The sequence below is a fragment of the [Phormidium] sp. LEGE 05292 genome (assembly GCF_015207735.1).
GTDB lineage: Bacteria > Cyanobacteriota > Cyanobacteriia > Cyanobacteriales > Aerosakkonemataceae > Floridanema.
The window spans coordinates 66,777-87,769 of record NZ_JADEWG010000003.1 but is presented as its reverse complement, the minus strand read 5'-3'; the positions used below and the strand labels follow the sequence as shown (position 1 = coordinate 87,769).

The following is a 20,993-nucleotide window of genomic DNA, read 5'->3' as shown; positions in this document are numbered from 1 at the left end:
TTATTTCTTCGCGCTCTTTGCGTCCTTTGCGGTTCAATAAAAAAATCTTTGCTACCACAAACAAACCCAAAGAAACTCTTCTTCTTTCCTCTGCGTCCTCTGCGTCTCTGCGGTTCAATAAAAAAGATTTTTTAACCGCAGAGACACAGAGGACACAGAGGACACAGAATTAACCAACAGAACCTTCCAACTTCAGACTTAATAAACGATTAGCTTCCACAGCGAATTCCATCGGCAACTGATTAAAAACATCCTTACAGAAGCCATTAATCATCATCGAAATTGCGTCTTCTTCCGAAATTCCCCGTTGCGCGAAATAGAACAACTGTTCCTCGCCAATCTTAGAAGTCGAAGCCTCATGCTCTAATTTCCCCGTGTTATTCTGCACTTGAATATAAGGGAAAGTATTCGCTTGAGCATTATCCCCAATCAACATTGAATCACATTGAGAATAATTTCTTGCGCCTTCAGCTTTCGGCCCAATTTTCACCAAACCGCGATAACTATTCTTAGAATTCCCGGCAGAAATTCCCTTAGAAATAATTGTGCTGCGGGTGTTTTTCCCGATATGCACCATCTTGGTTCCAGTGTCAGCTTGCTGCTTATGATTTGTCAGTGCCACCGAGTAAAATTCGCCAACAGAATTATCGCCAACTAACACGCAGCTAGGATACTTCCAAGTAATAGCTGAACCTGTTTCTACTTGAGTCCAAGAAATCTTAGAATTCACACCTTGGCAAAGTCCGCGCTTGGTGACAAAGTTGTAAATTCCGCCTTTGCCGTTTTCGTCTCCCGCGTACCAGTTTTGCACGGTGGAATATTTGATTTCAGCATTGTCTAAAGCTACTAATTCGACAACTGCGGCGTGCAATTGATTAGTATCAAACATCGGCGCAGTGCAGCCTTCTAAATAGCTGACTTGACTGCCTTCTTCGGCAATAATTAATGTCCGTTCAAATTGTCCCGACTCTCCGGTATTGATGCGGAAATAGGTGGACAATTCCATTGGACATATAGTGTTTTTGGGAATATAAACGAAGGAACCATCGCTGAAAACTGCTGAGTTAAGTGCAGCGTAGAAATTATCAGCTACCGGAACAACGCTTCCTAAATATTTCTGCACTAGTTCGGGATATTCTTGCAAAGCTTCGGAAATTGAGCAGAAAATTACGCCTTCTTTCGCCAATTTCTCTCTAAAGGTAGTGGCGACGGAAACGCTGTCGAAGATAGCATCAACCGCAACGTTGGAAAGCCGCTTTTGTTCGGAAAGGGGAATTCCCAATTTCTCGAAGGTTTCTAATAGGGTGGGGTCTACTTCTTCGATGCTGTTGAGCTTTTTCTTTTGCTTGGGTGCGGAGTAGTAGATGATGTCTTGATAATCTATAGGTGGGTATTCAACGTGCGGCCATTTTGGTTCTGTCATCTTTAGCCATTGCCGATAGGCTCGCAGGCGAAATTCCAGCATGAATTGTGGCTCGTTCTTTTTGGCAGAGATGAGGCGAACTACATCCTCGCTTAGTCCTTTGGGGATGATGTCTGCCTCGATGTCGGTGACAAAGCCGTATTTATATGGCTGATTGACTAAAGTTTTGACAGTGGCACTCATTATCGGTTCTCTCGTGTTCTCTGGTGTTCTCTGGTGTTTTTCTCTTTGATGGAAGACTGGTGGTTGTTGAGAGGCAGTCACAGGCAGGATGCCTGTCCTACGTCCTACGTCCCGGAACTTCCAGTCCCTCTGGTAATCTAGGGCCAGACAGGTTAGGATCTAGTATGACTAAAACAACTAGTTTGTTTTCTAAGTCTATTTTAAGCTACATTAACAACTAGTAAGTTGTCAAAGTGACAAAGTAACTTTTTCTGCATGGAGTCCTGGGAAGAAGATGACGACCACAGAGCAAACTTCGACTAAGCAAGATATCCTGGAATATCTATTGCAGCGAGGCCAAGCAACGGCGCTGGGATTGGCTGAGGCTTTGGATATTAGTCCTCAAGCTGTTCGCCGTCATCTCAAAGATTTGGAAGCGGAAGAACTTATCGAGTATGAGTTGGTGCAGGCGGGGATGGGGCGGCCTCAACACGCTTACCGTCTGAGTCGTAAGGGGCGCGATCGCTTTCCCAACAATCATGGTAAATTCGCTGTATCGCTGTTGGATACGATGGCGCAAACTCTGGGAAAAGACCAGGTTAATCATATCTTACAGAAACAGTGGCAACAAAAGGCGTTGGAATATCGCGATCGCATCGGTAGCGGTAAACTGGGAGAGCGAGTTGCTAAGTTAGTAGACCTGCGTCGTGCTGAAGGTTACATGGCAGAATGGTATCCCATTGAATCGGAAACTGCCCAAAATGGCAATTGTTCTCAATTCATGTTTACTGAGCATAACTGTGCTATTTCCGATGTAGCGGAAACTTTCCCCAGCGTTTGTTCTCATGAATTAGAAATGTTTGCTACGATTTTACCAGACTGTACTGTAGAGCGCACTCACTGGTTAATTAATGGGCAACATCGCTGCGGTTATATGATTACGAAAAAATCTCGAATTTAAGCTATTAATTATGAATCCACAGGGGCAACCAGGAGCGCAATTTTTAACTTTGGAAGAGTCAGCAATGGTTGATGCAGCTTTGTTGGCTAATCATGAAAAGTTTTTAACTAGATTAACTATTTCCTCTTTAAAATTATTGCAACATATCGCCCAAGAATATGGGGTGGCAATTGAAGATTTAACAACTCAACAAATTATTGCTTGGTTTGAAAAAGATGGAAAAATTCGCCGGGAAGAAGGGATTGAGGCGGCTTTTTTGAAGTGGTAAATATTTTAGTAAATAATTAGTTATTAAGGATAATCCGAAAATCACCACTTTATAAATAACAAATGCTCATCCCACAACCTGAACGGATGAGCATTTGTGTTAAAACCAATTAATTTTTCAAGAGCAATTGCTAAGGCGAAACATATTCCTATAGCACACTATTTATTACCCCTTTTACCGAACACTAATCTGTGGTTAATCTCCCAAACAAATGCCTAAACCTCTAGCAGTTTTAACTAGCATTCCATCAGGATCTACTGCACTATATTTACCGATCGCTTCAGGAATTGGCACGCTCACTACTTGGCGATTTTGCCAACTTACCATGCAATCATAATTACCTTCAGCAATTAAATCAACTGCTGCTACTCCAAACACAGAACCAGTTAATCTATCCAATGGTGAAGGTGTTCCGCCACGTTGAATATGTCCTAATACAGTTACTCTGGTTTCTGCACCACTACAGGCGCAAATTTTATCAGCCAAATATTGACCAATCCCACCATATCTGGTTTGTCCTAAGCGATTTATATTCTTGATTGTTTCGCCATCTTCTGTCTTCACAGCTTCCGAAACAATTACCAAAGAATAGTTTTGTCCTGTCTCTTGACGTTCCCGGATTTTTTCGCAAATACTCTCCAGAGTGTAAGGGATTTCTGGGATGAGAATTATATGAGCACCACCAGCAATTCCCGCACTAATTGCAATATGTCCAGCGTCACGTCCCATGACTTCTAAAATCATGACTCGGTTGTGACTAGCGGCTGTAAAATGCAAGCGGTCTAAGGATTCTGTGGCGATATTAACAGCTGTATCAAACCCAATGGAACGTTCTGTGCTTCCAACATCGTTGTCAATTGTTTTGGGAATAGCAACTAAATTCATTCCGCCTTTTTGAGCGATTTTTCGCACAATGTCCATGCTACCATCGCCACCGATTACTATTAAGCAATCTAACCCTAATTGATGATAGCCAGCGATAATTTCGGATGAGCGATCGCGTGTAGTACCATCAGGCATAGGAAAAGCAAAGGGATCTCCTTTGTTTGTGGTGCCTAAAAACGTCCCACCAATAGTTAACAACTGATCGACTGTATCGATTTCCAATGGAATAAAGTCAGGCGGAGAATTCATTAACCCCATTGTGGCTTGACGTATGCCTAAAACCTTCCAGTCATAAGTACCCACAGCACGGCATACCACTGCTCTAATTGCCGCATTTAAGCCAGCACAGTCGCCACCACTAGTTAAAATTCCAATGCGCTTTTGTTTTTGCATATTCCCTATCTTCAAAAGTAACTGGCATTAGTTAAGTAGTGAATTATCCGCAAGTAGCGATCGCTTAATACATTTGGACAATATCTCAGCTAGAGTGCTCATCCACTACCTAAAATTTGCTCTGACGGTGCTAATCTCAGAGGAAGTCATCCTACCGCCATTAGGTTTAATTTCTTAGGAGTTAGATATGATTCCGACAATTTCTCATCTTCCTCTGATACAACTCGCCTCTGGCGATCGCTTTTTCCTCCAAATCTACAAATTCATTGGTTCCACCCCTGGTAAAAAAGCTTATATTCAAGCCAATTTACATGGTGCTGAAATTGTTGGTAATGCCGTCATTCATCAGTTAATTGAGTTTTTGAACAATATCAATCAAACAAACATTACTGGTGAAATTTGGCTTGTTCCCCTCTGTAATCCTTTTAGCACAAACCAACGTACTCACTACTTTTCTACTGGAAGATTTAACATTTATGATGGTAAAGATTGGAATCGGATATTTTGGGACTATGAAAAAGAATGTAAAGATTTAGAAATATTTGTTAAAACACTATTAAATGTTCACCATGATACTATTAGACAAAATTATCTTCAACAAATCAAACAAAGCTTTGAAAAACTAGCAGAAAAGATTAATTCTCCAAGTGGAGTTCCTTTAACTGATTTATATCGATATCAACTACAATCTCTATGTTTAGATGCCGATTATGTTATTGATATCCATAGTTCTAGCAATCAAGGGATAGATTACATTTATGGTTTTAAAGGTAGGGAAGAAAGCGCCAAAGCGTTTCTTTTAGACTATGAGATTTTACTCAACGAATATGACGGAGATGCTTTTGACGAAGCCTTCTTAAAGCCTTGGCTAGCCTTGGAAGATGCCCTAGCGCAGCAAGGAAAACCGATTCAATTTGATTTAGAATCGTGGACATTAGAATTAGGTTCGGGTATGCAAATGAATCCTGAATCAGTTGTCAAAGGAGTGCGAGGAATTAAGAACTACTTAGCCCAAAAAGGTATATTGTCAATCCCTGGATTTCCCCTTCCAGAAACAGCAACACATCAGATAAAATACGCCCGGAAAACTCAAATAAAAAAATACTATGCCCCCATCGGCGGGGTAATTCAAACTCGCCTCAATTTAGCAACTTTAGTAACAGCAGGAGAGCGACTTTACCAAATTATTTCCTTTAATAAAGAAGGCAAATTACCTGCTATAATAGACGTTATTGCCGAAAAAAATGGCATAATTTTCGACCTATCTACAAACCATTCAGTCAACCAAGCAGAATACGTCCTCACCATTTTAGAAACAGATATCTAAACTAACTCTCAAAAAAACTCTCTGCGTCCTCTGCGGTTACTAAAAAACTACCTTCTCGGAACAGTAAAACCTTTCAAAGATTGAGTTATTTCCTCCTCCCTTAAACCCCGACATTGCAGCAAAACACCAAAACCACCCAAACCCATTGGATTAATCATTTGGTGTAGCGCATCGCGACGTTGTAGAACCTTTTGAATATCCTGAAAATGGGTGGCGTTACTATCAGAAATAGCGGAAATGCGATCGCCTAACCCCAACGCCATCAAAAACAACCCTTGTTGCGTAAAACCCAACCACCGCAAACCGCACAACTCCCCCCATTTTTCCAAAGCCGTAAAATCCACATGAGCAGTAATATCTTGCTGCCCTATATTGATATAAGGATCGTTATGATGACTGTGGCGATAATAACATTGCAAAGTTCCCTGACTGCGCCCTAAACTATAATAACGATGGGCAGGATAGCCATAATCAATTGTTAACAAATAACCTCGTTGAATTTTATCAGCAATCATGCTTAACCAATCCAAAGCCAGCAAATTTACCTCAGTGCGATAGCCCTCTTGATAAGCATTTTTAGCAAAATCAATTCCCACTAAATCAAAATACTCAACTAACCGATTTGTAGAAGCTTCTCCTACCACTTCCACAAACTCCCCTTCATTTCCCAAACTTACATAAACTTCCTTTAACTCCCCTTTTTCCCAAATTACCTGATGCACCGGAAAAGCATCTATCAGTTCATTAGAAAAGCAACATCCAACTAGGGAATTAGCGGGTATTTCCTCCCACTCACACCAACGCAGCGGAAAATTGGACAACAGTTGTTGTTGTTCCAGCCTTAAGGCGGATGACTTTTCGACAATAATGTAATCTAACGCTGAGAAAAACTCGAAATGATGCTTGTGTAAATAACGCAGTATATCTCCCGCTAAAATTCCCTGCCCTGCACCCATTTCCACTAAATTAAAAGGTATTGGACAACCCATAACTTCCCACATTTGGCAAAATTGCCTAGCTAACAACTCGCCAAAATCTGCGCCTAAATGGGGAGAAGTAAAAAAATCACCTTGCGAGCCAATGTTAACTTGATTTGTAGCGTAGTAACCGTACTCTGGGTGATAAAGTGCCAAATTCATGAATTCGGCAAAAGTAATGCGTTTTTGGGGATGGGAAGAGATTTGATTTGCGATCGCGTAGCGTGCCGTTAGGCGTATCGCTCCCCTCAAACCTAAGTTAGAATCATCCATAAAAATAATTAGTGTTAATTTGTAGGGGCGGGTTTAGCAGACAATTCTCTCATCCTAGCCGAAGAATTCCAACAAAACCCGCCCTGACAACCATTATCTAGGGCGGGTTTTATTGTCATCTTTTCTGTCAATTTACAGAAACTTATTTACTAAACCCGCCCCTACAAATCAAATCTTTCTAGTGCAGCATGGCAGAAATTAAGTATACAGAAAAACAAATGGAAAAGTCTTGTTTAAGCCTTCTTTCCTTCTGCCTTCTGCCTTCTGCCTTCTGCCTTCTCTAGCGGTCTACCGAACCCATGATAATGTCGATACTGCCCAAAATTGCCACAATATCAGCAACCTTCACACCCTTCAACAGGTGAGGCAGAATTTGCAGATTCACAAAATCCGCAGCGCGAATCTTCCACCGCCAAGGGAACACATTATCATCGCCAATCAGGTAAATTCCTAATTCCCCTTTACCACTTTCCACACGGGCGTAGTACTCACCTTTAGGAATTTTGAAAGTTGGGGCAACTTTTTTGCCAATGTACTGGTAATCGAAACCATTCCACTCAGATTTTGGCCCTGCTGCCAACCGCTTCGCTTCCAAATTCTCGTAAGGCCCACCGGGAAGTCCCTTTAAAGCTTGGCGAATAATCTTCACCGACTCCCGCATTTCCCGAATTCGCACATTATAACGGGCGAGACAATCACCAGAATTTTCATAATGCACTTCCCAATCGAAGTCATCGTAACATTCGTAATGATCGACCTTCCGCAAATCCCACTTCACGCCAGAACCGCGTAACGTTGGGCCAGAAAGACCCCAGTTAATCGCTTCTTCGCGGGTGATAGTACCCACACCTTCAGTTCGGCGACGGAAAATCGGGTTATCAGTAATTAAGCGTTCGTATTCGTCAACCACAGGCATAAAGTAGTCGCAGAAATCGTAACACTTATCCACCCAACCGTAAGGCAAATCTACCGCCACTCCCCCAATGCGGAAGTAGTTGTTATTCACCATCCGATAACCTGTTGCCGCTTCCCACAAATCGTAAATATATTCCCGTTCCCGGAAAATGTAGAAAAACGGAGTTTGTGCGCCCACGTCAGCCAAAAATGGGCCAAGCCACAATAAATGGTTAGCAATGCGGTTCAACTCCAGCATAATCACGCGAATATAGCTGGCGCGTTTAGGAACTTCAATCCCTGCCAACTTTTCCGGCGCATTCACGGTGACAGCTTCATTGAACATCCCTTCCGCATAGTCCCAACGACTCACGTAAGGAACATACATAATATTGGTGCGGTTCTCGGCAATTTTCTCCATGCCGCGATGTAGGTAGCCAATTACAGGTTCACAATCAACTACATCTTCCCCATCTAAGGTAACAATTAACCGCAATACCCCGTGCATTGAGGGATGGTGCGGCCCCATGTTCAGAACCATTGGTTCTGTTCTCGTTTCGATTCTTGCCATAGAACAGCAACTTTTAAATTTTGTTTCGTAGCTTCAATTATATTGGCTTGAGGGTTGACAGTTCGGTTAAAACTGACTGAGCTAATATAGCGAAATTTTTGGGTAAGGATTAGCTAACTCCTAAGTAAGTAGGTGAGTAGGTGCAGTGCCATGATGATGACTGACGAAAAGTTCGATGCACTGGTAAAACGCTTGGAAATTTTTGCCCACAGCAAGCCTGCAAGTTATAAACTTCGAGTGGGTCTTTTGGCTGTCCTTGGCTATGCGTACATTGTTTTTGTCCTAGTGGGACTTTTGCTAGCGTTGGGTTTAGTGGTGTTGCTCGTATTGTGGAGTCACAGAATTAATGGTGCTGTGATTAAGTTTGCCTTTTTGTTGCTCATTGTAATTTTTATTATTTTGCGATCGCTCTGGGTAACTTTTCCCCCTCCCCAGGGATTACCACTTAACCGCAGAGAATTTCCCCGTCTGTTTGCTTTCGTTGACGAGCTCAGTACCAAGCTACAAGCCCCCCGCTTTCACCACATTCTACTCACCAATGAATTGAATGCTGCGGTTATCCAAAGACCTCGTTTAGGTTTGTTCGGATGGCAGCAAAACTACCTAATTTTGGGGCTACCGTTGATGCAAGCCCTTTCCCCTAGACAATTTCAGGCTGTACTCGCCCATGAATTAGGACATTTGTCTGGCAATCACAGCCGTTTTGCTGGCTGGATTTATCGCGTCCGCCTCTCACACACTCAAATTTGGCAAAGGTTGTACGAAAGCGGGCAACATGGTTCTTCTTTCCTATTTGAAGCGTTTTTTAAATGGTATTTCCCCTTTTTTGGGGCTTATTCGTTTGTTTTAGCCCGGATGAATGAATACGAAGCCGATCGCTGTGCCGCAGAATTAGCAGGTGCGAAAAATACTGCCGAAGCACTGATGAATGTGGAAGTCAAAGCGAGATTTTTGGAAAATACTTTTTGGCCTAATCTTTATAAACAAGTTCAGCATCAAGTTGAGCCACCAACAAAAACTTTTACGAAAATGTCCTCTGCCTTGGCTAGCAGTTTGCCTGATGAAGATACTAGAAAATTCATAAACCAAGCTTTAGCTCAAAAAACTAATAATGCAGATACTCATCCTTGCTTGAGCGATCGATTAAAAGCTTTAGGTTTTTTTGCTGAAAAATCAGAAAATTTGCCATCACTTTCAATTGTTAAAGTCAACGCAGCACAACAGTTACTTGAAGATAAATTAAATGAGATCGCAGCTTATTTTGATACGACTTGGAAAGAGCAAATTTCAACTACTTGGCGACAGCAATATGCTCAGGTTCAACAATCGCTAAAACAATTAAAAACTCTGGAAGAGAAAGCTGCAAAACAAAAGCTAACAGATGAAGAAGCGTGGGAACGAGTTCGCCTAACCGCCCAAGTTTCGGAAAATGAAGCTATAATTCCTCTGTTGCAAGAGATACTGATGAATCAGCCTAATCATGCAGCAGCTAACTACAGCCTCGGTCAAATATTGCTGCAAAAAAATGACTTTTCCGGTATTGAGTACCTAGAAAATGCCATGAAAAAAGACCCAGACTGTGTTATGGAAGCCTGCGAAATTATTTACTATTTCTTACTCCAACAAAACAAAGAAGAAGAAGCAATAATTTATCAAAAGCGTGCCAAAACCCATTACGAATTACTCCTAAAAGCACAGCAAGAACGTTCTTTTGTAGACAAGCGAGATAAGTTTATCCCTCACAATTTACCAGATAAAGAAATTACTCTAATCTATCAGCAATTATCGCGTTACCCGGAAATTAAGCAAGCATATCTGGTTCGCAAAAAAGTTACTTACTTTCCCGAAAAGCCATTTTACGTACTAGGTATTACCCAACAGAAAGCCTGGTATAAATGGCATATTTCTGACCAAGACCAGAAACTTTTGAATAAGATCATCTCTGAAGTAGAGTTTCCTGGTCAAGCTTACATCATTCTTTTGAACGATTACAGTGGCTACAATAAGGAATGGGGAAAAATTATAGGCAATATAGAAGGTGCTTGTATTTATAGTTGCTAAAGTTTCTTTAACCCAAAACTTGTAGAGACATTATATATAACGTTTCTACAGAATGTCTAATCAATCGGACATGATAAATAGTCGGACAAAAGTAAACGATACTGTGTGAACTTTTGTAAAAGTTTTGGAATTTTTGACAGCACGCCGATCGATCGTCTTCATAAAACTTAAGACAGTTAACATTATTTATGTCTGATTATCAAAGGAAAACCAGGGTTGATTTGCCAATAAAAACCCGGTTTTTCCTCAAATTTAACTACCAATAAATTACCTTCTTACTGGTTGGCAGGAAGTCCGCACATCATAATAGCGTCCATTCCAAAATCTCTCACGACAGCAATAGAAGGTACGTCTACCACGACGTTCATAATAGCAGACACGACGGCTACTGCGATCGCGCCACCGATCGTCCCTGTCTCTATCCCAATCTCGACCGCGCTGTGCAAATTGCTGTGTTTGTGTTTGACTAGATACCTTTTCCCCCGCAAATGAAGGAACTGTTGGAGTAGCTGTTAGTACAGCTAATCCAGCGATCGCTACTCCAGCGATAAATTTATTTAAACTCATGAATTCCTCCTTAATAAATTGAGTGAAAAATCTACTTAAAAACAAGCAATCCTTGCTTTACTCCTGATTAAGAATCACCTCTTTTAAATAGCTATTAACCAATTTTTATTAAAAGAAAATTGGCTAATTATTTACCATGATATTCTCAGTAATTATGTGATGTCCAGGATATTTTTTGAGAGTAAAATACATTTTTTAATTTAGAGTATGTAGATATTAAATTTGATTTAATAAATTATACAATTTACTATTGACTTTTACATAGATAAAGCGGTTAAAATTTATTTATTATCAACTTACGATCATTAGCTATGAATGCGATCGATCCCAGTGACACAAATCAACAAACAGAATCTACCTTTGTCCATGTATCAGTTTTAGCAGATGAATTAATTTCAGGTTTAGCAATTCATCCTGGAGGAATATATCTTGATGCAACAGTGGGTGGTGGCGGACATACTCAGTTAATTTTGCAAGCTGCATCAGACATAAAAGTAGTAGCGATCGATCGGGATGCAGAAGCTATTAATGCTGCTAAGAATAAATTAGCTGAATTTACGGAACGTATTACCTTTTGGCATGGTAATTTTGCTACATATCAACCACAAAATTTAAAATTTGATGGCATAATTGCTGACTTAGGCGTTAGTTCCTTTCATTTAGATACAGGTTCAAGAGGTTTTAGTTTTCGCCAAGAAGCAGAATTAGATATGCGAATGGATCAAAGAGAAAACTTAACCGCCGCCGAAATTATTAATGAATGGTCAGAATCAGAATTAGCAGATATTTTTTATAAATATGGCGAAGAAAGGTTATCGCGTCGAATTGCTAAACAAATAGTCGAAAAGCGCCCATTTAAAACTACAACCGAACTAGCAAATGAAATATTTCATAGCGTTCCCCGTTCCTACCGCTATGGCAGAATTCACCCAGCAACTCGTGTATTTCAAGCATTGCGAATAGTTGTCAATCAAGAATTAGGATCTTTAGAAACTTTCCTCAAAACCGCACCAAATTGGTTAAAATCAGGTGGGAGAATTGGTATTATTACCTTTCACAGTTTAGAAGATAGGTTAGTGAAACATTCTTTCAAAGAATCAGCTATTTTACAGGTGATTACCAAAAAACCAATTATACCCCAGGAACAAGAAATACAAAGAAATACCCGATCGCGTTCAGCCAAACTCAGAATAGCCGAAAAGCTAAACATCGATATTTAACTTATATACGTTGGCAGCGCGGCAGCTTGGCTAGCTTCCACAGACGATCGCGAAAACAGGTAAGATATTAGCCACTCTCAATGCGATCGATGTCAGTCTGATTACCAACCAATACTTGATTTTTACAGCTTAAAGCGCAAAAGCAACCTTGGTTAACTACTCAGCTATATATACCATTGAGTATAAATTTGGCACATAACACCAACAATCCACAACCGTTCACCGAAAAGTGCTAATATTTGGGAAAAATCGCAACTTATTGGGATTAATTAACTGCCTACAGGGAAATCCAGATTGACCCAATCTGGAGTTATGACAATTTTATATGGTCAATAAAAAAGTTTTTTTGAGAATCACCCTCTTTAGACAATCTCACTCCTATTTATTCTCCTCCTGCTTACTAGGTATACTTAATAAGCGGTAACAAGTAATTAAGATTGACTGTTGGAGATGAGAATTGAGAATATAGAAGGTAATTCTGCCATTAAACTCTAATATCCCTGTGAGCAATTGCTTACTACTCTAATACATTGAATCTATCGAGGCTTAGGAAAATATCTCTCCTGCCAAGGTGTGTACTTTAACTAAACCCCTAGAAACACTTGTAAACTAGTGTGGCACCAGTGAAATACATAAATAATTGGGAACGTTGACAATGAACAAAATTCGCGTTGCCCTCATTGAAGATCATGACCTCACCCGTGTGGGGATTAGAACAGCATTGCAACAACGTGAGGAAATCGCGGTTGTGGGCGAAGCTGCTAATGGTACTGAGGGACTCAAGTTATTACAGACGACTCAACCAGATATTGCCATAGTTGATATTGGATTGCCAGATATAGACGGCATTGAGTTGACAAAACAGTTAAAAGAAACGGAAACCGAAAACAACCCAGTGCCAAAAGTCTTAATTTTGACCTTACAAGATAATGAAGAAGCTGTAATGGCAGCTTTTGCCGCTGGTGCAGACTCTTACTGCATGAAAGATATTAGCTTCGATCGATTACTAGAAGCATTGCAGGTGACACAAGAAGGCAACTCTTGGATCGATCCAGCGATCGCTAAAATTGTACTCAGTCAAACCAGACAAACCCCAGAACCAACCTCCAACACCACTCAAGTTCCCGCTAGTTCCAAAACCGTAGCCATCCAAGCCACAGAGCCAGAATATACCAATATGCTGGAAGCATACCCACTAACCGAAAGGGAATTGGAAGTGCTACAACTGATTGTGGAAGGTTTCAGCAACGCGCAGATCGCAGAAAAACTGTATATCACCGTCGGAACAGTGAAAACTCACGTCCGTAACATTTTAAACAAACTCTGTGCTGATGACCGTACTCAAGCGGCTGTGCGTGCCCTACGCTCTGGATTAGTAGGATAAAACAGAAACCATGAATTTTGAATTTTAAATTATGAAATTTTAAATTTTAGAATTTAGAATTCAAAATTCCCAATTATTATGACTTGGAAGTGGAGTAATAGATGAGTCGGGGAGATGGCAGCAAACTCAAACTCATGGTAGTGGATGACGAGCCTGATAACCTCGATTTGCTGTACAGAACTTTTCGGCGCGAATTTCAAGTATACAAAGCCGAAAGTGGGCCAAGTGCCCTAGAAGTACTCGACAAAGAAGGCGAAATGGCGGTAATTATCTCCGACCAAAGAATGCCCCAAATGAACGGGACAGAATTCTTAGGTCGGACAGTGGAACGCTTTCCAGACACAATACGCATCCTGCTTACAGGTTACACGGATGTAGAAGACCTAGTAGAAGCAATTAACTCAGGTCAAGTCTTTAAATACATCACCAAACCTTGGAATCCTACCGAATTAAAAGCCGTAGTTCAACAAGCTTCCGAAACTTATGGAGTTCTGAAGCGCCGTACCGACGAACTACGCCGCGCCTTACAGCGAGAAACCATCTTTAACGCTGTGACTAGCGCCATTCGGGAATCTTTGGATTATCGCAGTATGCTGCAAAAAATTGTGGAAACCATCGGTCAAACCTTTGGCACAGCCTCTTGTTTACTGCGACCAGTGGAAGGCTTACGCTTACTATCAGAGTCCTTTTCCTATCATGCCGCTGGAACAGATATTGAATTCACGATCGACCCAGCAGGCTTACAAACAGTCCTAGAAACCCAACAAACAAAAACCATTCAAAGCAATGACAACGACGGCAAACCATCAACACAGCTAATCATTCCCTTAATCTGTCAGCAGGAAATACTTGCCATCCTGTGCCTGTATCACCAAAGCGACCGGGAAACTTGGACATCCGAAGACGTAAAATTAATCGAAAGCGTCTCCGAACAAGCAGCACTTGCGCTCTCCCAAGCCAAACTTTACCAACGCACCCAAGAACAAGCACAGCAAATGCGAGCCGAACTCGAAGTAGCTCGGCAAATTCAAAATAACCTGCTCCGCCAAAGTTGGCCCGAATTAGATGGAATTAGAGTTCAAGCTTGTTGCTTCCCCGCCAGAGAAGTCGGAGGCGATTTCTTTGAAGTTTTTGTTCATCCAAAAGGAGACATTTGGCTAGCAGTTGGAGATGTTTCCGGGAAAGGTGTCCCCGCAGCTTTGTTTATGGCTAGCGCCATCTCAGTCATGCGAAGAGAACTCTCCCAAGAAAATCCTCCCACTCCTCACGTCCTGATGCAGAATCTCAACAGCAGCCTTTCCGAAGATCTGATCGGCAACAACTGCTTCATTACAATGGTTCTGGCACGTTACACCGCCTCGACTGGTGAATTGGTTTATGCTAACGCTGGTCATATTTATCCCTTGGTCTGGTCATACAAAGATGTAGCCAAAAAAATAGATGGAGTTGAACCTAACTTCCTTAAGGCTAGAGGCGTTCCTTTGGGCATACTACCAGTATGGAGAGGAACTGCTGGCGACTTACAACTCAAACCAGGGGAAGCACTTCTGTTAGCAAGCGATGGCATCACCGAAGCTACCGTCACCCAAGAAGACCTCACCCCAGGAACTAGCAATGGTAGCGATCCCGGTCAGCGTTTTATGCTTAAACAAGAAGGTTTATGGACTCTACTCACCCAAGAGGCTAGTCCTTTAAATTTGACTCGCTTACTCGATCGCATTCGCGGACAAAACCAAGTACAAGAAGATGACCAAACCATACTTTCGTTGGAGGTTCTGTAGTCAATGAGAACGGAGTTACATATTCCCAGTGACCTAAAATTTTTAAGTATAGTTGAAAGCTGGTTATTAGGGTGTTTAGAAGTAGAACTAGGAGACTCAGTTGATTGGCCACGCCAATCAAACCGTTTACGTTTAGCACTGGTAGAAGCATATTCTAACGTAGTCCGCCATGCTCACAAAGACCAACCTAATTTACCCATCCTGATTCGCTTAGAACTCCAAGAGCGGGATTTAGCTCTCGAAATCTGGGATCATGGCAAAGGATACGATATATCTACTTATCTACCGCCTAGCCCTGAAGATAAACAAGAAAGCGGTTATGGTTGGTTAATAATGAATCGATTAATGGATCGAGTAGAGTACCGTTTACAAGTAAATGGTCGCAATTGTCTTAAATTAGAAGCTAGTCTGCCTGGTAAAACATAAAGGTAACTCAAAGTAAACCACAACCTCCAATCAGCCAGTTCACTTGGAGTGCTTCCATTCCCCATATCCAGCCGCTCTAGATTCAGGGTGCTAAATACTCGCAACTCCCGTAATTTTACAAAACTTCATTAAGAAGTGAGTATATTTAATAGGTTATATAACTTTTGCTAATTTTTGTTGCAAACATCTTCACCTTTAGGTAAACCAACCTTAAGATTCGTACAAGATTCGCAAAAGCCTCAAACATCCTTACCCTGAAGGAGTTAATTAACACCCTAAAGGTTTTTGCACAAACTGAAGTTTTGTAAAATTAACCTACCGTCATGACTCAGCTGTTTCTCCTTTGCCCTCGTTACCGTCTAGATGATGAATCTTTGTGGCTGTTAGGTATCGATCCTGCCCGTCATTACTGGATGAGTATTAATGGTGAAACTGCTTTTACAGCATCAATTCCTGGATTGACCGTATCTTCTATAGTTGAGTGGAAGCAAATTATGCGCCAATTCCGGGGACTACAACCTGGAGAACAAATGGAATTAGCGGGCGTTTCCCAAAGCGTGAGCATTATCTGCATTAGTGAAAATTGCTTTGCGATCGCCACAGAATACAACAGCGCCCCCGTGTGGCACCTCTTCGATCAAGAAACACTCGAAAGCCTATTAAGAACAGCTCATCCAGACTGGCAATGCTCCGAAAAAGACGTTGATTTAGGTCGTCGGATGCTGATGCGTTCCCTACAACAACCAGCTGCTTCAGTCACTTAAAAGCCAGCTTAACGACGCAAACTTAATAACTCTTGGGGAGAAGCTAGCAGCTTAATCGTAGCAGCAGCAATTTCCTGTTGAGCATTCAACACAAATATCCAACCCACATTAACACTAAATAAAGGTGTCTTAACTTTTCCTTTCACCTGAATTTGAGTGTAATCATTTTCTATTTCTTCAACAGTACCCTGTTTGGGTACTAGCTGCATTCCGGTTGCTTCTTGCTCTAGATAAGTTACGATCGCATCTCGACCAACAACTGGTGATTCAAAAGGAGGATTTAGCACTCCATCAACAGCAAACAAAGCCGCTGTTGCCGAAAAATCACCAGCATTTAACGTCTGAAAATACCTTAATATCGTACTCTCAGTTATTCCCTCAATAATTAAATCAAATTGTTCATCTAAAACAAAAGATGTAGCATCAGCAGTTTGCATCGTCATTCCTCGTCCTTGGGCAAGTATAAAACCAAATTAAACAGAGAAGCAGGCTGAAATACCTGCTCCTCCAGAGGGAAATTTAGCGATTAGCAGTATTAGATTAATCTGCTAATGGATCGACACCCATATCGATCGCAGTGTTACGCAAAACAGTGATTTGTTGACCAAAATCCAGCTGCTTAATCGCTTCTAAAACCTTTTCGCCATCGCGAGAAAGCTGATAGCCTGCTGGCATGGGAACAACAAAACCTTGTACCATCCATTCTGCTAATTGATACCAGAATGCTAATTTAGTGTTGGGGCTAAGAATACCGTAAGAACGGCTAATTTGAGTGTCACGCTTCGCAGCCAAATCGCGCATTACTTCTAGCTGCTCCGCATGAGACATTTGCTTAATTTGATTCAACAATCCTTCAGCTAACTGTAAGCGTGCTGCTCCAGGTGCCGCAGGAGTAATGGAACGACCACATTCTGTATAGACATACCACAATACAGCCAGTTGATCGTCGATGTTTAGACGCTTGAATAACGCTGTAGTTGCAGGGACAGCATTAGTCAGTTGGTTGTCGGAAGCGAAAAAGTTAGAGAAGTTGGTTGAAGCAATGTCCGCTGTAAAAGTCATATCTGCTAAAGAGATTCTTGATGATTTACTGGTACAGCCGATCGGCTTCTTGAATCTCGTACTCCTTGATTTCTATATTGCAACAAAATTTTACAAATTGCAAATAAATATTACAAATACTTGAATTAGGTAACACCTTATATATTTAAGGTTGTTATCGTATATAAATTTTCTATATGTGTATTCGGTTATTGACGAAACAAGCTGGTAGTTGTTAACCTTATTAGCCACGTAAAATCAGAGAACTTGTGGTAAATGCAATAATTAATAGCGCTCAGGTAAAGCAAAAAGCCACTGAGTTAGGGTTTCATCAAGTTGGGGTAGCATCTGTTGACGCAGAAGATGAAGCCGAAACTCAAAGATTGCAGCAATGGCTGGCTTTAGGTTATCAAGCGGATATGCAGTGGATGGCAAATCCAAAGCGGGAAAATATTCGCTTATTGATGCCAGAAGTTCAGTCAGTGATTTGTGTGGCGCTAAACTATTACACGCCCGATCGACATCCAGAAGGTAAAGAGTACGCCAAAATCTCCCGTTATGGCTGGGGACGGGATTATCACAAAATCATGCACAAAAAATTAAAAGTGCTGAGTAGTTGGTTAGAGCAACAAGGAGAAGGAATCTTAGCGCGTTATTATGCTGATACTGGCCCAATTCAGGATAAGGTTTGGGCACAACGGGCAGGAATTGGCTGGATTGCTAAAAATACGAATGTAATTACCAGGAAATATGGATCTTGGGTATTTTTAGGCGAAGTGTTGACTAACTTAAAATTGGCTCCAGATACTCCTCATACTCATCACTGTGGTACTTGTACTCGCTGCATTACAGCTTGTCCGACAAATGCGATTCGTCCTTTGGCGGATGCCGATCGCGATTCGCAAACTTTTGTCGTAGATGCTAATCGTTGTATTGCTTACCATACGATCGAAAATCGGAGTGAAAAGTTACCTGCTGCGATCGCACCCCATCTAAACAATTGGGTAGCTGGTTGTGACATTTGTCAAGATGTTTGCCCTTGGAACCAAAGATTCGCCCAAGAAACAAACGTTTTAGAATTTCAACCTTACCCTGGAAATGTTGACCATACCTTGGCAGAATTAGCCGAAATTTCTGACCAAGAGTGGGAAAAACAATTTCCCGCCTCCGCACTAAGAAGAATTAAACCAGAAATGTGGCGACGGAATGCTCAGACTAACTTAGAATATTTGCATCCTTAGCAGAGCTTTCCATATAGATTTATCTAGCTATGACTATAAAAGTAATTATTTTTGATTTTGATGGCACAGTTGCTGATACTTTTGATGCCTTAGTGACAATTAGCAACAATTTAGCCCCGGAATTCGGTTATTTACCCGCTACTCCTGAAGAGATCTCTACAATCAAGGATTTGACAACTAGAGAAATTATTCAACAATCTGGTGTGGCAATTTATAAACTACCTTTTATAATCCGAAAAATTATAGCTGAATTAAACAATAAAATTCATACATTATCCCCTGTTGAGGGAATAAAAACCGCCTTAGTTGAATTAAAAAACCAAGGTAATCAACTTGGAATCATTACTTCCAACGACAAAGAAAATGTTCAAGTTTTTTTGCAAAATAATGAGTTATTAGATTTATTTGATTTTATTTATAGTGGAACTAGAATATTTGGTAAAAGTCGAGTCATTAACAATTTTTTGCGCCAAGCTAATCTTCGACCAGCAGAAATTGTTTATGTAGGAGATGAAACGAGGGATATAGAAGCAGCAAAAAAAAGTAATATCAAGGTAATCGCAGTTAGTTGGGGATTTAATTCCCGAAACATACTGAAGCAGCAAAAACCTGATTTTTTAATAGAACATCCTCAACAATTAGTAGAAGTGATTAAACTTTTGCAAAATCCCCGCTCTTAATCAGCAATTTCATCAAAGATAGAGGATAAGCTAAAAATACTATCAGAACAAATCATTTAGAAATCCCGATAGGAAAGGGGTATCCGCAGATTACAGATCCATTAAGAAAATCTGCACAAATCACCTTTGGAAAGATAACAATATTTCAGTGTTTCAGATCACTGATCCATTTATTATCATCCTGATAGTATATGAAATCGATCCTTTGGGTCTAATTTTTTAGGCAACCTGCCCAAAAATTTCTGCGGTAAAATCTTAGGAAGGAAGTTTCTAAAGTATGGCAACCAGTGCTACATATCACACTCACAGGTAATCATCTTTAGGTAAACTGGGGATAGGCTCAGAGATCGGTGGAAGTGAGTATAAAAAATCACTTTAACCACAATAGGCAGCTACATTGTTAATTATGAGGTTATACTTGAATGCCTCTGTACTAACCAAATTGGCAGCACAGATGAAAGACTTAATTTCAAATTAAGCTAAAAAGTCGTAATCTCACTCGCAGTTGAGTAACCAAACCCAAAATGTCTGGAAATCAATTGCTTCAATAATGCTGCCTTTGCTGCTAAGCTGACCCATTTTATTTTGCTGCATCCTGTGAAAACAAACCCCAGCATTTAAGCTGGTTTTCCTGGTGAAGGTTAACATAAAGTGAAATTGATGGAGTAGTGCAAATTACCTTTTGAGATTACTGGGGTATGATTGTACAAAGCCATCCGAAAAGATGTAAAACCATAATCAGGGACTGCTTGAGGAAGAAAAGCGAGCAACACCCATGTCTGTGATGCAAAACCAATTTTTAATTAACTTCTGGGGCGTTAGAGGTAGCATACCCTGTCCAGGCCCACATACTGTACGTTACGGTGGCAATACGCCTTGTATCCAAATGCAAGTAGGTGGCAAACACCTGATTTTTGATGGTGGTACTGGGTTGCGTGTTTTGGGACAAACTCTCCTGTCTCAAATGCCTTTAGAGGCTTACCTATTTTTCACCCACTCCCATTGGGATCATATTCAAGGATTTCCCTTTTTCACACCTGCGTTTATCAAAGGAAATCGCTTCAATATATATGGAGCAATTGCTCCCAATGGTGCCACTATAGAGCAACGTCTGCACGATCAGATGCTTCATCCTAACTTCCCCGTGCCATTACAAATTATGGGAGCTCAGTTGAAATTTTTTGACTTTAAGCCGGGAGATATCATCGAGCTAGAAGAGCATAATATTACATTGGAGACGGCGCTGTTAAATCATCCAGGAGAAGCAGTAGGTTACAGAGTTAACTGGCGCGGTTGTTCCGCAGCTTATGTGACTGATACAGAGCATTATCCCGATCGCTTGGATGAAAACGTGCTGTATTTGGCACGTAATGCCAACGTATTAATTTACGATGCTACCTATAGCGATGAAGAATACAATTCTCCCAGGTCTAGCAAAGTTGGCTGGGGCCACTCGACTTGGCAAGAAGCTATTAAAATTGCTCAAGCAGCTAATGTGGAAAAATTAGTTATTTTTCATCACGACCCTTTACATGATGATAACTTCCTAGATTTGGTTGGAGAACAAGCAGCGCAAGTATTTCCGAACACACTCATGGCGAGGGAAGGAATGTCCATCCAACTTCCGACACCAGCACCCCAACCAGAAGACTTAAAAGATATAAAAATGTCAGTATAAATTACGAATACCAAGT

At 41.0% G+C, this 20,993-nt stretch carries 20 protein-coding genes; 12 read left to right on the top strand and 8 right to left on the bottom strand.

The annotated features are described in order from the left end of the window. Nucleotides 1-169 precede the first annotated feature (169 nt). Entirely contained in the window at nucleotides 170-1,606 is a 1,437-nt protein-coding gene (gene sufB / locus IQ264_RS02055) for a Fe-S cluster assembly protein SufB (protein WP_193978223.1), read from the bottom strand. Nucleotides 1,607-1,880: 274 nt separating this feature from the next. On the opposite strand from sufB, the gene sufR reads away from it, so the two are divergent. Both sufR and IQ264_RS02045 read left to right on the top strand, forming a co-directional pair. Beyond that, on the top strand, nucleotides 1,881-2,546 hold the full coding sequence (sufR, locus tag IQ264_RS02050) for an iron-sulfur cluster biosynthesis transcriptional regulator SufR (RefSeq protein ID WP_193978095.1): 666 nt from the start codon (nucleotides 1,881-1,883) through the stop codon (nucleotides 2,544-2,546). Nucleotides 2,547-2,556: 10 nt separating this feature from the next. After that, nucleotides 2,557-2,814: a hypothetical protein gene (locus IQ264_RS02045; RefSeq protein ID WP_193978093.1), complete on the top strand. Its 258-nt coding sequence runs from the start codon at nucleotides 2,557-2,559 to the stop codon at nucleotides 2,812-2,814. 195 nt (nucleotides 2,815-3,009) lie between these two features. Here the strand turns inward: IQ264_RS02045 and IQ264_RS02040 are convergent, their stop codons facing one another. Then, on the bottom strand, nucleotides 3,010-4,092 hold the full coding sequence (locus IQ264_RS02040) for an ATP-dependent 6-phosphofructokinase (RefSeq protein ID WP_193978091.1): 1,083 nt from the start codon (nucleotides 4,090-4,092) through the stop codon (nucleotides 3,010-3,012). 187 nt (nucleotides 4,093-4,279) lie between these two features. On the opposite strand from IQ264_RS02040, the gene IQ264_RS02035 reads away from it, so the two are divergent. Further along, nucleotides 4,280-5,419 (top strand): succinylglutamate desuccinylase/aspartoacylase domain-containing protein, encoded by a 1,140-nt coding sequence (locus tag IQ264_RS02035; protein WP_193978089.1) that lies wholly within the window; start codon nucleotides 4,280-4,282, stop codon nucleotides 5,417-5,419. Nucleotides 5,420-5,466: 47 nt separating this feature from the next. Here IQ264_RS02035 and IQ264_RS02030 read toward each other — a convergent pair whose 3' ends face one another. Together IQ264_RS02030 and IQ264_RS02025 are read right to left on the bottom strand one after the other, a co-directional pair. Further along, entirely contained in the window at nucleotides 5,467-6,669 is a 1,203-nt protein-coding gene (locus IQ264_RS02030; RefSeq protein WP_193978087.1) for a class I SAM-dependent methyltransferase, read from the bottom strand. Nucleotides 6,670-6,949: 280 nt separating this feature from the next. Next, nucleotides 6,950-8,134 carry an NAD(P)H-quinone oxidoreductase subunit H gene (locus IQ264_RS02025; RefSeq protein ID WP_193978085.1) on the bottom strand — a complete coding sequence of 395 codons (1,185 nt, stop codon included), beginning with the start codon at nucleotides 8,132-8,134 and terminating at the stop codon, nucleotides 6,950-6,952. 150 nt (nucleotides 8,135-8,284) lie between these two features. Here IQ264_RS02025 and IQ264_RS02020 point away from each other — a divergent pair, with 150 nt between their 5' ends. Continuing rightward, entirely contained in the window at nucleotides 8,285-10,195 is a 1,911-nt protein-coding gene (locus IQ264_RS02020) for a M48 family metallopeptidase (protein ID WP_193978083.1), read from the top strand. Between the two features lie 60 nt (nucleotides 10,196-10,255). On the opposite strand, the gene IQ264_RS33335 is transcribed toward IQ264_RS02020, so the two are convergent. Together IQ264_RS33335 and IQ264_RS02015 are read right to left on the bottom strand one after the other, a co-directional pair. Next, entirely contained in the window at nucleotides 10,256-10,378 is a 123-nt protein-coding gene (locus tag IQ264_RS33335; RefSeq protein ID WP_265583012.1) for a hypothetical protein, read from the bottom strand. Nucleotides 10,379-10,462: 84 nt separating this feature from the next. Next, nucleotides 10,463-10,762, bottom strand: a complete 300-nt coding sequence (locus IQ264_RS02015; RefSeq protein ID WP_193978082.1) for a hypothetical protein — start codon at nucleotides 10,760-10,762, stop codon at nucleotides 10,463-10,465. A gap of 311 nt (nucleotides 10,763-11,073) precedes the next feature. On the opposite strand from IQ264_RS02015, the gene rsmH reads away from it, so the two are divergent. From rsmH to IQ264_RS01990, 5 genes are all read left to right on the top strand, one after another. Continuing rightward, entirely contained in the window at nucleotides 11,074-11,982 is a 909-nt protein-coding gene (gene rsmH / locus IQ264_RS02010) for a 16S rRNA (cytosine(1402)-N(4))-methyltransferase RsmH (protein ID WP_193978080.1), read from the top strand. A 655-nt stretch (nucleotides 11,983-12,637) separates the two neighbouring features. After that, nucleotides 12,638-13,366, top strand: a complete 729-nt coding sequence (locus IQ264_RS02005; protein ID WP_193978078.1) for a response regulator — start codon at nucleotides 12,638-12,640, stop codon at nucleotides 13,364-13,366. Between the two features lie 101 nt (nucleotides 13,367-13,467). Continuing rightward, a complete protein-coding gene (locus tag IQ264_RS02000) occupies nucleotides 13,468-15,147 on the top strand; it encodes a SpoIIE family protein phosphatase (RefSeq protein WP_193978076.1) in 1,680 nt (559 codons plus the stop codon). A gap of 3 nt (nucleotides 15,148-15,150) precedes the next feature. Beyond that, nucleotides 15,151-15,573 carry an ATP-binding protein gene (locus IQ264_RS01995; protein WP_193978074.1) on the top strand — a complete coding sequence of 141 codons (423 nt, stop codon included), beginning with the start codon at nucleotides 15,151-15,153 and terminating at the stop codon, nucleotides 15,571-15,573. Between the two features lie 323 nt (nucleotides 15,574-15,896). After that, nucleotides 15,897-16,337: a hypothetical protein gene (locus IQ264_RS01990; protein WP_193978072.1), complete on the top strand. Its 441-nt coding sequence runs from the start codon at nucleotides 15,897-15,899 to the stop codon at nucleotides 16,335-16,337. An 8-nt stretch (nucleotides 16,338-16,345) separates the two neighbouring features. Here IQ264_RS01990 and IQ264_RS01985 read toward each other — a convergent pair whose 3' ends face one another. Both IQ264_RS01985 and IQ264_RS01980 read right to left on the bottom strand, forming a co-directional pair. Then, nucleotides 16,346-16,780: a ketosteroid isomerase family protein gene (locus tag IQ264_RS01985; RefSeq protein ID WP_228061214.1), complete on the bottom strand. Its 435-nt coding sequence runs from the start codon at nucleotides 16,778-16,780 to the stop codon at nucleotides 16,346-16,348. 97 nt (nucleotides 16,781-16,877) lie between these two features. After that, nucleotides 16,878-17,399 (bottom strand): orange carotenoid protein N-terminal domain-containing protein, encoded by a 522-nt coding sequence (locus IQ264_RS01980; protein WP_193978070.1) that lies wholly within the window; start codon nucleotides 17,397-17,399, stop codon nucleotides 16,878-16,880. A 248-nt stretch (nucleotides 17,400-17,647) separates the two neighbouring features. On the opposite strand from IQ264_RS01980, the gene queG reads away from it, so the two are divergent. From queG to IQ264_RS01965, 3 genes are all read left to right on the top strand, one after another. Further along, nucleotides 17,648-18,619 (top strand): tRNA epoxyqueuosine(34) reductase QueG, encoded by a 972-nt coding sequence (gene queG / locus IQ264_RS01975; RefSeq protein WP_193978068.1) that lies wholly within the window; start codon nucleotides 17,648-17,650, stop codon nucleotides 18,617-18,619. A gap of 29 nt (nucleotides 18,620-18,648) precedes the next feature. Next, nucleotides 18,649-19,299: an HAD-IA family hydrolase gene (locus IQ264_RS01970; protein ID WP_193978066.1), complete on the top strand. Its 651-nt coding sequence runs from the start codon at nucleotides 18,649-18,651 to the stop codon at nucleotides 19,297-19,299. 775 nt (nucleotides 19,300-20,074) lie between these two features. After that, on the top strand, nucleotides 20,075-20,977 hold the full coding sequence (locus IQ264_RS01965; RefSeq protein WP_193978064.1) for an MBL fold metallo-hydrolase: 903 nt from the start codon (nucleotides 20,075-20,077) through the stop codon (nucleotides 20,975-20,977). Nucleotides 20,978-20,993: the final 16 nt, after the last annotated feature.